Origin of the sequence: Agrobacterium sp. 33MFTa1.1, assembly GCF_004328495.1 — a bacterium.
Lineage (GTDB): Bacteria > Pseudomonadota > Alphaproteobacteria > Rhizobiales > Rhizobiaceae > Agrobacterium > Agrobacterium pusense.
On record NZ_CP036359.1, the window covers coordinates 747,173 to 759,328 of the forward strand.

At 58.0% G+C, this 12,156-nt stretch carries 11 protein-coding genes; 8 read left to right on the forward strand and 3 right to left on the reverse strand.

The features are described 5' to 3' along the window. Positions 1-196 precede the first annotated feature (196 nt). Genes hemH through EYD00_RS17305 form a run of 3 tightly spaced genes read left to right on the forward strand, consistent with a single transcriptional unit; the run spans position 197 to position 2,806 of the window. Positions 197-1,231: a ferrochelatase gene (hemH, locus tag EYD00_RS17295; protein ID WP_022563067.1), complete on the forward strand. Its 1,035-nt coding sequence runs from the start codon at positions 197-199 to the stop codon at positions 1,229-1,231. A 58-nt stretch (positions 1,232-1,289) separates the two neighbouring features. Next, positions 1,290-2,339, forward strand: a complete 1,050-nt coding sequence (locus EYD00_RS17300) for an SPFH domain-containing protein (protein ID WP_022563068.1) — start codon at positions 1,290-1,292, stop codon at positions 2,337-2,339. Between the two features lie 2 nt (positions 2,340-2,341). Then, positions 2,342-2,806 carry an NfeD family protein gene (locus tag EYD00_RS17305; RefSeq protein WP_004445832.1) on the forward strand — a complete coding sequence of 155 codons (465 nt, stop codon included), beginning with the start codon at positions 2,342-2,344 and terminating at the stop codon, positions 2,804-2,806. A gap of 35 nt (positions 2,807-2,841) precedes the next feature. Here the strand turns inward: EYD00_RS17305 and EYD00_RS17310 are convergent, their stop codons facing one another. After that, on the reverse strand, positions 2,842-3,837 hold the full coding sequence (locus tag EYD00_RS17310) for a KpsF/GutQ family sugar-phosphate isomerase (protein ID WP_004445833.1): 996 nt from the start codon (positions 3,835-3,837) through the stop codon (positions 2,842-2,844). 58 nt (positions 3,838-3,895) lie between these two features. After that, a complete protein-coding gene (locus tag EYD00_RS17315) occupies positions 3,896-4,261 on the reverse strand; it encodes a PAS domain-containing protein (protein WP_004445836.1) in 366 nt (121 codons plus the stop codon). A 413-nt stretch (positions 4,262-4,674) separates the two neighbouring features. Here EYD00_RS17315 and uppP point away from each other — a divergent pair, with 413 nt between their 5' ends. Then, the gene (uppP, locus tag EYD00_RS17320) at positions 4,675-6,168 is read left to right on the forward strand and encodes a polysaccharide biosynthesis protein UppP (protein ID WP_034497321.1); all 1,494 of its coding nucleotides are present in this window, start codon (positions 4,675-4,677) and stop codon (positions 6,166-6,168) included. 58 nt (positions 6,169-6,226) lie between these two features. Here uppP and galU read toward each other — a convergent pair whose 3' ends face one another. Further along, on the reverse strand, positions 6,227-7,114 hold the full coding sequence (gene galU / locus EYD00_RS17325; RefSeq protein WP_004445838.1) for a UTP--glucose-1-phosphate uridylyltransferase GalU: 888 nt from the start codon (positions 7,112-7,114) through the stop codon (positions 6,227-6,229). A 195-nt stretch (positions 7,115-7,309) separates the two neighbouring features. Here galU and EYD00_RS17330 point away from each other — a divergent pair, with 195 nt between their 5' ends. The 4 genes from EYD00_RS17330 to EYD00_RS17345 all read left to right on the forward strand — a co-directional run bounded on the left by EYD00_RS17330 (position 7,310) and on the right by EYD00_RS17345 (position 12,108). Next, complete coding sequence (locus EYD00_RS17330) at positions 7,310-8,533, forward strand: lytic murein transglycosylase (protein ID WP_034497647.1); 1,224 nt, start codon at positions 7,310-7,312, stop codon at positions 8,531-8,533. A gap of 65 nt (positions 8,534-8,598) precedes the next feature. After that, a complete protein-coding gene (locus EYD00_RS17335; protein WP_004445840.1) occupies positions 8,599-9,834 on the forward strand; it encodes an SGNH/GDSL hydrolase family protein in 1,236 nt (411 codons plus the stop codon). A 247-nt stretch (positions 9,835-10,081) separates the two neighbouring features. Beyond that, positions 10,082-10,756, forward strand: a complete 675-nt coding sequence (locus EYD00_RS17340; RefSeq protein WP_034497323.1) for a response regulator transcription factor — start codon at positions 10,082-10,084, stop codon at positions 10,754-10,756. Further along, the gene (locus tag EYD00_RS17345) at positions 10,753-12,108 is read left to right on the forward strand and encodes a sensor histidine kinase (RefSeq protein ID WP_034497326.1); all 1,356 of its coding nucleotides are present in this window, start codon (positions 10,753-10,755) and stop codon (positions 12,106-12,108) included. Before EYD00_RS17340 ends, EYD00_RS17345 begins: the two co-directional genes overlap by 4 nt. Positions 12,109-12,156: the final 48 nt, after the last annotated feature.

Consider the following 12,156-nt stretch of genomic DNA (forward strand, 5'->3'; position numbering starts at 1 on the left):
CGGTGGTTTAATCCTGAAGAATTTCGTCTAGAACACGATGAACAAAGTAACGCCACGGGCGTATAGCTCGGGCACGTCCAGCCAAACTTCATTGCTGTTTGCGTTGGGGTCAATAAACAGACGATGGAGCGTTTCCAGCCTTTATCCGAGGCGGAGCGTCCCTCGCACAACCAGTTCGAGTTTCAGGGTATCATTCATGGTGACAGAACTATCCGCACTCCCCGCGAACCATCCCCGTGTCGCATTTGGCAAGGTGGGCGTGCTGCTCGTCAATCTCGGCACGCCCGATGGTACGGATTATTGGCCGATGCGCCGTTATCTGGCGGAGTTCCTGAGCGACAAGCGCGTTATCGAATGGTCGCGCCTCTACTGGTACCCGATCCTTTACGGCATCGTCCTCAACAAGCGCCCGCAGAAGGTTGGCAAGGCCTACGAGGAAATCTGGAACCACGAGCGCAACGAAAGCTACCTGCGCACATATACGCGCAGCCAGGGCGAGTTGATGGCGCAGGCATTGAAGGATTTGCCCAACGTGGTTGTGGACTGGGCAATGCGTTACGGGCAGCCTTCCATCGCCTCGAAGATCGACGCGCTTAAAGAACAGGGCTGCGAAAAAATCCTGCTTTTTCCGCTTTATCCGCAATATGCCGCGTCCACCACGGCGACCGTGAACGACAAGGCGTTTGAACATCTGATGAAACTGCGCTGGCAGCCAGCGATCCGCACCGTGCCGCCCTATCATGACGATCCCGCCTATATCGGGGCGCTCGCCGCCTCCGTCAAAAACCATCTGGCGACGCTGGACTGGGAGCCGGAGATGCTGATCACCTCCTTCCACGGCATTCCGCAATCCTATTTCAAAAAGGGCGACCCCTATTATTGCCATTGCCAGAAAACCGCCCGTCTGCTGCGCGAGGCTCTGGGCTTGACCGAAAAGAACTTCATGATCACGTTCCAGTCCCGTTTCGGACCGGAAGAGTGGCTCCAGCCCTATACCGACAAGACCGTGGAAAAACTCGCCTCGGAAGGCATCAAACGTATAGCCGTGATGAATCCCGGCTTCGTATCGGATTGTCTTGAGACCCTGGAGGAAATTGCCGGTGAAGCCGGAGAAATCTTCCTGCATAATGGCGGCGAGAAATTCACCCACATCCCATGCCTGAATGACAGTGTCGAGGGCATGACCGTTCTCGAAAAGGTTGTGCGGCGGGAGTTGCAAGGCTGGGTGTAATCTTGCCATAACGATACGGGGGTAAAACCCTGATCATGATGTGCTGGAGGGTAAAGTGATGATCGCATTGGGCGGTTTCGACATCGTCGTCTTGGCAGCCGTGGTTCTGGTCATTCTGGTGCTGTTTGCCGGCATCAAGACCGTGCCACAGGGATACCGCTATACGGTGGAACGTTTCGGGCGCTATACGCGCACGCTCGAGCCTGGCCTGAACCTCATCGTACCCTTCTTCGAGCGCATCGGCGCCCGCATGAACGTGATGGAGCAGGTGCTCGACATCGCCACCCAGGAAGTCATCACCCGCGACAATGCCAGCGTTTCCGCCGATGCGGTGGCGTTTTATCAGGTTCTGAACGCGGCGCAGGCTGCCTATCAGATCGCCAATCTGGAAAACGCCATCCAGAACCTTACCATGACCAATATCCGCTCGGTCATGGGTTCGATGGACCTCGATGAATTGCTGTCGAACCGCGACGCCATCAACGACCGCCTTCTGCGCGTGGTGGATGAGGCCGTGGGACCATGGGGCATCAAGGTCACCCGCATTGAAATCAAGGATATCGCGCCGCCGAAGGATCTCGTCGATTCCATGGCGCGGCAGATGAAGGCGGAGCGCGAAAAACGCGCGCAGGTGCTGGAGGCGGAAGGCGCCCGCAATGCCCAGATTTTGCGCGCGGAAGGCGCAAAACAATCCGCTATTCTGGAAGCGGAAGGCCAGCGCGAAGCAGCGTTCCGCGACGCCGAAGCGCGCGAACGTCTCGCCGAGGCCGAAGCCAACGCCACCCGGATGGTGTCGGAAGCCATTGCCGCCGGCAATGTCCATGCCATCAACTATTTCGTTGCTCAGAAATACACCGAAGCACTTGCAGAGATTGGCACGGCCAAAAACGCCAAGATCGTGCTGATGCCGATGGAGGCCTCGGCGCTGATCGGCTCTCTCGGCGGTATCGGCACGATTGCTAAAGAGGTCTTCGGCAACGACGGAGACGCGCCCACTGCTCCCGCCGCCCCCGCATCCTCCCGCTCCGTGCCGCCGACACGGGCTTCGGGCCAGACGATTAACGTCACGGCTCCCGGCAATCCCTTCGGTTCTTCCTCGGAGAAGTGACGATGCTGCAAGGGCTTGCCACGGAACTTGGACCATGGAGCTGGTGGATCGTCGCTTTCGTGCTGCTCGCTGCCGAACTCATCGCCCCCGGCGTCTTTCTGATCTGGATCGGCCTTGCCGCACTGGTCATCGGTGCGCTCTCGCTGCTCCTTTGGCAAACAGCGTTTTGGGCGTGGCAATTGCAGTTAGTGATGTTTGCCGCGCTCTCCGTCGTTTTCGCTCTGCTCGGCCGGAAATACTTCGGCAGAAACCGGGCGACAAGCGACGAGCCCTTCCTCAACCAGCGAGAGGCAAGCCTTGTCGGCCGCACGGCGACGCTTCAGGAACCGATTGTCGAAGGGCGGGGCCGTATCAGGCTGGACGATACCTGGTGGCCGGTCAACGGTGAAGACCTGCCGGCGGGAACCCGGGTGAAGATCGCTTCCGCCCGGGGACGAACGCTGACAGTCGAGCCGTTAGAGCGATAGGTTTTCAGGATCAGCCTTCTCAGGATCGGCGGGCCTCAGGCCACGCCGATTCTCAGCAGATCGTGGAAATGCACCAGCCCTATCGGCCGGTTATCGTCATCAACCACGATCAATGCGCCGATGTGGAATTTTTCGAGCGTTGCCAGCGCACCCGTTGCCAGGACCGATTTTTTGACCGTCTTGGGCGTCCGGGTCATGATATCGTCCACGGTCAATTCGGCAAGATTGCGCGACAGGTTGCGCGCCATGTCCCCCTCGGTGACGATGCCGCACAGACGCCCGTCCTCATCGAGAACGCCGACGCAGCCGAAATGCTTGCGGGAGAGAACACCCACGGCTTCCGGCATGGCCGTTCCCCTGTTGACCAGCGGCACACGATCACCGGTATGCATTATGTCGCTGACCAGCGTGAGACTGGCGCCCAGCTTGCCGCCGGGGTGAAATACCTTGAAATCGCCCGCCGTAAAATTGCGCGCTTCCAGCAGCGCAACAGCAAGGGCATCACCAAGTGCAAGCTGCATCAATGTGGAGGTTGTGGGCGCAAGGCCAAGCGGGCAGGCTTCCTGCTCATTGGGAACCAGCAATACGATATCGGAAGCCTTCGCCAGCGATGATGTCTCGGAACAGGTGAGCGCGATCAGCGGAATGGAAAAGCGGCGCGAATAATTGATAATGCTGCGCAATTCGGCACTTTCCCCACCCTTGGAGATGGCCAGAACCACGTCGTCGCCGCCGATCATGCCCAGATCGCCGTGATTGGCCTCCGCCGCATGGACAAAAAATGCCGGCGTTCCAGTGGACGCAAAGGTGGCCGCCAGCTTCGCACCTATATGCCCGCTTTTGCCCACACCGGTTATGATGAGACGGCCGTTCGACTGGCCGATTGTTTCGATCGCCTTGCAGAAGGGGACCGAGAGACCGTCTCGCAGAGCCGTCTCGAGGGCGGCAAGGCCCGCCCGCTCCATCGAAATCGTCCGTACGGCGGATTCGATGGCATTGTCTTCGACCAAGTTGACGGCGCGCGTAATCATGGGGGACTGTTACTCTTTCAGCCGGAATAAGTCCACTCCCTGCCGGAAGCCGCCTGCTTTAGTGGCGCAGATCCGGCGGAGAAATTTCCTCCATGGTTCCCAGCCGCTTAAAGGGAATGTTTTCTTCATCGACGAGATATCGGCCAGCGGTCCTCACCCAGGAAACCGAACCGTCGGTGCGGCGCACGGCATATTCCTGATTGTAGAAGCTCGCATCCTTCAGGGTGTTCAAGGCGGTCTCTATCACCCGATTCCGATGATCCAGATCCACTTTTTCGAGTATCTGGAAAATACTGATGCCCTGCATTGCCTGTCTTAGTGGAATTCCGAATAGTTCAGCGCACACTTCATCCAAATAGAAGCGGTCATTGGTAATATCCCAACAATAGAAACCGACCTGTTTGATATTCAAAACGGCTTTCATGAAACGACACTGTCACACAAAATAAAATTCAATACGATTTGCCGGGCAATGGAAGGTCAACTTTCGTTAATCATAGGGCGATTCCGTGCCAAATTGAAACGTTTTAATCTTTTCATATTAGGAATATTTTGCATTTGCGAACAGCCCCGCTGCCGCCAGCTCTGACCGGTGCGCGCAGGTAACGGGAGTGGACGACACTCCAGGACGCCTCCCCGTGACATCAGGAAATTCCCGCGATCTTTATCAACTGTTAACCATAAAAAACCTATTGTTAAAGCGATGTTAAAACTTGCGTCGACTGTTTGGTCCCTGGTTTGTCCATGTCGTTTCGTCGGCCTTTCTGACTGGGGCCTGCGGCAATGTATTGGCGGACTGTCGGTCCGGCATTCGGCCCATTCGCCGGGTGAAAAGGAATGACTGTGAAGGGCACCGCCACACGTCTGCCGACGTCGCGGAAAGCAGCAACCCTGCTGCTCGCCTGCACGCTTTTTTACCACCACGAAGATGCTTCCGCACAGACGGCGACTGCCGCCCCGGCAATGCCGGGCGCCGCTGCCACGACCGATGGCATTGGCTCCGCCGCTCCCGCGCCGACCCCCGGGACAATGGTGGGTACGGCCCAGGCCACAACGGCACCTGTCCCCACGCCCCAACTCTGGCGTCCCTCAAATAATCCCGGTGACGCGATTTCCGAGCAGCAGGACGAAGCGGGGCAGCCCTATGCCGACGCAGACAACCCCTATGAGCCGACCGTGGACGGGGGCGAAAACCCACGCGTTGTTACCGACCCAGGACAGACTCCGGGAATTCGGCTGGGCACCCTTCTGCTCCGGCCTTCGATCAGTCAGACCATCAACACGGAAAAACAGAGGAATACGGGTGGTCCCTCGCGACGAAACTATCTGACGACGGGCATACGCGGAACGCTCACCAGCGACTGGTCCCGCCATGCTTTGACCGTCACCGGAGACGGCGCGTGGGAGAAAAACTTCGGTGATAAGGACGGAGAAGAACCAAGGGCGCGGATAGAGGCCGATCTGCGTCTTGACCTCGGATCAGAAACAACCGCCAACCTCAAGGCCGGTTACGAATTCAGCCGTGAAGACACGACCGATCCCAATGCCTTGACCGGCGCCGCCGTGCAGGGTGGCGAACACCGTTTCAGCGCCGGAGCATCGATAGAGCGGGATTTCGGCAAGCTCCGAGGTCTGGCCGCGCTTGACCTGTCCCGTACGGTGTATACCGACGCGAAGGGTATCGATGGCCGGCCGATAAGCCTCAGTGACCGTGACCAGAATGGTGCGAATCTGCGCGGACGCCTCGGCTATGAGCTGTCACCAGCGCTGATCCCCTTCCTCGAACTGAACGCCGGCACAACGAAATATGACAGCCGCCTCGACAATTCCGGTTATGCCCGCTCCTCCAATGCCTATGGGGCGAAGATTGGGGCAGAGGTCGACCTTGGCGAAAAGACCCGTGGCGAAGCCGCCATCGGTTATCTGCGCAAACAATATGACGATGATCGCCTTGCGTCGATCGGCGCGTTGACGCTGGACGGCGACCTTAACTGGTCACCCCAGCGCGGCACGAATGTCAATCTTGGCCTGCGCACGACAATAGAGGATTTCGCCGGCGGCCCGCAGGGCGGATGGGTTTCCTATCGCCTGGATGCCGGGCTGACCCACGAATTGCGCAGCAATCTGGTAGCGCGACTGACCGGCCAAATCGTGCATCGCACATTCCCCTCCTCCGACACGGAGGACGCCGTGGAATATACGGCGGGAGCCGGCCTGACCTGGGGTCTCAACCGTTATCTCGATCTGACTGCCGATGTCAGCTACCAGTGGACACCGGTTTATGACAGCAGCGAACTTCGCGTCGGTGCAGGGCTTGTCCTGAAGCGATAAGCGCCAAATAAAAATCCCGGCGCGAAGGCCGGGATTTTGTCATCTATTCTCTGGTCTCTCACTTCAGCCCGTCGATCAGGGCCTTGATCGGCTCTTCGATTGCCGGACGGATATCGCCGCGCTCGAGAGCGAAAGCGACATTGGCCAGAATGAAGCCATCCTTGGCACCGCAATCGAAGGTCTGACCGCGGAAATGATAGCCTGCAAACTCCTGCGACTTGGCAAGCGTCAGCATGCCGTCTGTCAACTGGATTTCATTACCGGCGCCACGCTCCTGATTTTCGAGAATATCGAAAATCTCGGGCTGAAGAATATAGCGGCCGTTAATGTAGAAATTCGAAGGCGCTGTACCCTTTGCAGGCTTTTCAACCATTTCCGTGATCTTGAAACCCTCACCCACGGTCTCGCCCACGCCGACGATACCATATTTATGCGTCTGGTCGGGAGCGCATTCCTGCACGGCGATGACGTTGCCCTGGGTCTGGTCGTAAAGTTCGACCATGCCCTTCAGGCAGCTTTTCTGTGAATGCATGATCATGTCAGGCAAAAGCACGGCGAAAGGCTCGTCACCGACGATATCACGGGCGCACCAGACCGCATGGCCCAGGCCGAGCGGCACCTGCTGGCGCGTGAAGCTTGCGGTACCTGCCTTGGGCAGAAGGCCGGCCAGCAGTGTCAGCTCGGCATTCTTGTTGCGCTCGCGCAGCATCTGTTCAAGTTCAAATTGAATATCAAAATAATCTTCGATCACCGCCTTGCCGCGGCCGGTGACAAATACAAAATGCTCGATACCGGCTTCTGCCGCTTCATCGACGACGTACTGAATAACCGGCTTATCTACGACGGTGAGCATTTCCTTCGGAACTGCCTTGGTTGCGGGCAGAAAGCGCGTGCCGAGACCTGCGACGGGAAATACGGCCTTCCGAATTTTCTTATGTTCTACCACATATTCCTCCTGAGAGATAACACTTGATCACAATCCCCGCACGCTGTTGTTATTTCAAAAACAACAACGTTTTGTAAAGGGTGACGCTACCATCTATTAATGGTAAAGAATTTGTTGACGTTCTTTTGTTATCCATGATGACGCCCGATGCGTTTTCGCAATCGAAATGACATTCGAGAGAACGAAAGACAGACGATGACAAAGATGATCCTTTCAGATGTCCGCAAATTCGGCTGCATGGTGGCTGCTGGCCTCGTAATCTCGCTGGCGCCGGTTTCGGCCCGCGCCGATGCGGGATTCCGTCAGTGGATCAACCAGTTCTATGCAACAGCCGCGAAAGAAGGCATTAGCAAGGCGACCTATCAGAAAGCCTTTGCCGGCGTTAGCGAGCCGGATCCCGACGCGTTGCGCAAGGCCACTTTCCAACCGGAATTCACAACGCAAATCTGGGATTATCTCGACTCCCGCGTCAATCCGTACACGGTGCGGATTGGCCGCGAAATGAAGATGAAGCACGCGACGACCCTCAACTGGATCGAGCGCAACTTCAACGTCGACAAGCACATCATTCTCGCCATCTGGTCGATGGAATCGAATTACGGCGCGGTTCTCGAAAAGCCGGAGCGTCTGCACAACATCCCGCAGGCGCTGGCAACGCTCGCCTATTCCGATCCCAAGCGCGCCAAATTCGCGCGTACGCAATTGATTGCCGCGCTCAAGATCCTTCAGGCGGGTGACGTCACCCCCAAACAGCTGACGGGCTCCTGGGCCGGCGCGATGGGCCATACCCAGTTCATCCCGACAAGCTACCTGCTTTACGCGGTAGATGCGGATGGCAATGGCAAACGGGACATCTGGCATTCCGTCCCGGACGCTCTCGCAACTGCCGCCAATCTTCTCGCGAAAAACGGCTGGGAGCCCGGCCGGACATGGGGTTACGAAACCGCCGTTCCGCGTGGCGGCGCGCGGTATGAAGGCCAGACGAAGACCATCGCGGAATGGGCAAAGCTTGGCTTCACCCGCCCCAACGGCAAGAATTTCACCCGTGGTTCCGACCGCGCGATGCTGAAACTACAGGGCGGGGCAAACGGCCCGGGCTTCCTGATGATGAAGAACTTTTTCACCATCAAGAAATACAACGCCTCCGACAGCTATGCGCTCGCCGTCGGACTGCTCGCGGATGAAATCGCCGGTTACGGCGGCATGCAGCAGAAGTGGCCGCGTCCGGACGGTACGCTGGATATTCGCGAAAAATTCGAACTCCAGACCCGCATGAAGGAACTCGGCTATTATGACGGTGAAGTCGACGGCAACTTCGGCTCCGGTTCCAAGGCCGCCATCAGTGCCATCCAGTCACGCATGGGGATGGACGCGGACGGCCAGCCGTCGCAGCGGTTGCTGAGAGCCCTTCGCAACTGATAGTGTGCCGGCGAGTTCGGCGGCAGTTACGAAACGCCGCCGAAATATCCGGAAGGGCCGATGTCATGAGTACGAAACCTGCGGAAAAAACTGGAAGAACCGGCTGGCGTTTCTGCGCCGTCCTTCTTTCCGCTGTTCTTGCCATGCCGCTCGTTCCCTCCGAGAGCTTGGCACAGGAACAGCGGCGCACCCTGTTTGAAATGCTCTTCGGCAGGCCGGTGGGACGCGATGGCGGATCAGGCCGCGAATACCAGCCCCGCAACCGGCGCGATTTCCCGTCCGCGCCGCGTGAAAGATCGGTTACCCGCCCGCAACCAGCAAGGAAAGCGCCTTCGGTGGTGCAGATGCGAACCGCTAAGCCGGAGCCTGCCGCCAAGCTTGAAAATGCCAGGCGCGTCCTTGTTATCGGTGATTTCCTCGCCGGCGGAATGGGGGAAGAGCTGGTCAATGCCTTTGCCAGCTCGCCGGCAATTGCGGTCGATGTGCGTGCCAATGGCTCTTCCGGCCTGGTGCGCACCGATTATTACGACTGGTTCAAAAACCTGCCGCAATTCATAAGCGAGACCAACCCCGCCACCATTGTCATCATGATGGGCTCGAACGATCGCCAGCAGATGCAGATCGGCGATATCAAGGAAAAATTCGGCACGGAGGTCTGGCTCAAGGAATATGAGAGGCGGATCGATGAGCTTCTCACCCTCGCCGGCCGCCCGAAAGTGCCGCTATTATGGGTGGGTCTGCCCGCCTTCCAGTCTCCCTCGCTTTCTGCGGATCTCGTTGGGTTCAACCGGCTTTACCGCAGCCATGTGGAAAAATTCGGCGGCGAGTTCGTGGATGTCTGGGACGGTTTTGTCGACGAAGCCGGCAAATTCGTCATCACCGGTTACGACATGAACGGTCAGCAGGCCCGCCTGCGTGAGGCCGACGGTATCGGCATGACGCAGGCCGGAAAGCGCAAGCTTGCCTTTTACGTCGAGAAATTCGTCCGCCGGCACCTCGACGGCGCCGGACCGGACCTTGTGAAACTGGACGGCAGCAATCTGCCGGCACTCACCTCCCTGCCGGCACTTGGCATCGATGCGGGACAGGTGCGCACCCAGCCGATCAGCCTTACCGATCCCGCTCTCGATGGCGGCGACAAACTGCTCGGTGATGTCCCTCTTTCGGCCGCACCAACACGCGTCTCCGTCGTGGAATCCCCGCGCGAAAGGCTGACCAAGCGTGGCGAAATGGCCGATGCGCCGGCAGGCCGCATCGATGACTATCGGATGACGCCCGATACCACACAGGCAAAGCAATAGAAGCTTGCCCGCCGTCTGCCGCCCAGTCGGTCGGCGTAATGTTCAGGCAATCCCACGATGACAGGATAGCTGCAGCTTTGCAGGAATGCGGAGATCGGTCACAAACCTCCGCCGCTCCACCGATTTCGCACGGCGATATGTATTCGACGGCGACGCGTCGCTTGCCCTTGAGCGTCACCGGCACCGTCGTTTTTCACTTCATGTGCGCGCTTCACCCTAAGCGTGCCGACAATGCCGAGACGAATTCATGCGCCTGCTGCTTGTTGAAGACGAACGTGAGATGGCAGCGGCCCTGTCTGCCGCGCTCCATCGGTTCGATATTATCGTGGATACGGTCGGAACACTGGATCTCGCTCGACACGCCATCATGGATGGTGTCCACGATCTCGTTGTGCTGGACCGGCAACTGCCCGATGGTGACGGCATCGAACTGATAGAAAATCTGCGTCTGCTGCCAGTCACCCCACCCGTCATAGTATTGACGGCCCAGGGCGGGCTCGTGGATCGGGTGAAGGGCCTGAACCTCGGTGCAGATGACTATATGGCCAAGCCTTTCGCTGTCGAGGAGCTACTTGCCCGCATTCGCGCCCTGATGCGCCGACCCGCCGGAACCGTGGCGATGACGGCGAAACTCGGCAGGCTGGAGTTTTGTTTCGAGACGCGCGAAGTGCGTATCAACGGCGCGTTTCTTCCGCTGACGAGACGGGAGTTGCTGATTCTCGAAGCCTTGCTGCGACGACAGGGCAGAACAGTGCTGCGCTCGCTGCTCGAAGAGGCCGTCTATAACTTTGACGATGAAATCCAGTCCAATGCGCTCGATTCCCACATTTCCCGCTTGCGGCGCAAATTGCAGGCCGCGGACGCCGCCGTGGAGGTGCATGGCATTCGCGGCGTGGGATATCTTTTGAGGGTGACGGGATGAGATTGTCAAAGAGAAAGTCACTGAAGCGGCGATTGACCATTCAACTGCTCCTCTTCCAGATCGGCAGTCTGTTGATCGTCAGCGTCGCGTTCTTTGCCTATCTGTTGAGCGACGGCGTCGGCAGCGCTCTTCTTAGCTCGGAGGCGGCGCAGATAACTGCAAACGCTTTGATCCGCGATACGGAGGGGAAGCTTACGCTGAAAGAGACGGCCGAATATGCCAAACTCCGGGAAAAAATGCCCGATTTCTGGTTTGTTGCGCTGAGCGACAAGGATGAGCTCATCCAGGGTGGCCCTGTGCCCGAGGCCTACAGCAACATGGAGAAGGAGTTAAACGACATCAAGATTTCGAACATTCGCGAAGCCGGGATGTCCTACTCCTATTTTGCCGTTCTTTACCTTGCGGTTGTTCGCCGTGCATCCGGGCCAGCCGGAGAGTTCGTGATGGTCGGAAAAGGCGATCTTTTCAGCATGACGCTCCCTGTTCTGCTCTTTTCCAACATCATGATTTTCCCGGTCCTCGTCCTCATCTCCATTGCGACCACGATAGCAATTCCCTTGATCATCCGCAGAGAATTTCGGGCACTCTCGACGATTGCCAAAACCGCGGAAGCGATCGATATCGACAGACGCGGATATCGCTTGCCCGACAATGATATTCCACGGGAAGTGCAGCCGCTGGTGCATGCCGTCAATGGTGCACTCAAGCGCCTGGACGATGGCTATGAACGGCACAAGCGCTTCATTCTCGACGCCGCGCACGAATTGCGTACGCCGGTCGCCATTCTACAGACGCGTGTCGAAACTCTGCTGGAAGGGCCCGCACGCAGCCGGATTTTGGCGGATGCCAACCGTATCGGCGTGCTGGCCGAACAATTGCTCGATCTGCAGCGTCTCGGCGGCCAGAAGGCGCCATTGGTGCCGCTCGATCTGGTCAATCTCTGCAGATCGGTTGTTGCCGATATGGCACCGCTTGCCATCTCGCAGGGTTATGAGCTCTCATTTGAACCGGAGGAAGAACCGATCCTTGCACTTGCGGACGACCCTTCCCTGCGGCGAGCCCTGATGAATATCGTGCAGAATGCCATAGAACACGGCGGCAACTGCGGAACCATAACGATGACAGTGGCGGCCAATCGGGTGATAGAGATCGCCGACGAAGGAAACGGCATTCCTGAAAAGGAGCGGGAACTCGTCTTTGATGCCTTTCATCGCCTGCAACCCAGAGACCGGGGCACGGGCCTCGGGCTTAATCTCGTGCAGGAAATCGTGCGGTATCACGGCGGAGATATTACTATCGGCGATTCATCCAGCGGTGGGGCCTGCTTCCGGATTACGCTTCCCTATTGCTGAAAAAGGAGCGCTCGTTTTCTGACATCAAAAAAAGGCCTGTTGCGGGTG

Coding starts and splice junctions, on each gene's coding strand:
- EYD00_RS17345 (WP_034497326.1), top strand. CDS start 10,753: ATGAGATTGTCAAAGAGAAAGTCACTGAAGCGGCGATTGACCATTCAA.
- EYD00_RS17310 (WP_004445833.1), bottom strand. CDS start 3,837: ATGATTACGCGCGCCGTCAACTTGGTCGAAGACAATGCCATCGAATCC.
- uppP (WP_034497321.1), top strand. CDS start 4,675: ATGACTGTGAAGGGCACCGCCACACGTCTGCCGACGTCGCGGAAAGCA.
- hemH (WP_022563067.1), top strand. CDS start 197: ATGGTGACAGAACTATCCGCACTCCCCGCGAACCATCCCCGTGTCGCA.
- EYD00_RS17340 (WP_034497323.1), top strand. CDS start 10,082: ATGCGCCTGCTGCTTGTTGAAGACGAACGTGAGATGGCAGCGGCCCTG.
- EYD00_RS17300 (WP_022563068.1), top strand. CDS start 1,290: ATGATCGCATTGGGCGGTTTCGACATCGTCGTCTTGGCAGCCGTGGTT.
- EYD00_RS17330 (WP_034497647.1), top strand. CDS start 7,310: ATGACAAAGATGATCCTTTCAGATGTCCGCAAATTCGGCTGCATGGTG.
- EYD00_RS17315 (WP_004445836.1), bottom strand. CDS start 4,261: ATGAAAGCCGTTTTGAATATCAAACAGGTCGGTTTCTATTGTTGGGAT.
- EYD00_RS17305 (WP_004445832.1), top strand. CDS start 2,342: ATGCTGCAAGGGCTTGCCACGGAACTTGGACCATGGAGCTGGTGGATC.
- EYD00_RS17335 (WP_004445840.1), top strand. CDS start 8,599: ATGAGTACGAAACCTGCGGAAAAAACTGGAAGAACCGGCTGGCGTTTC.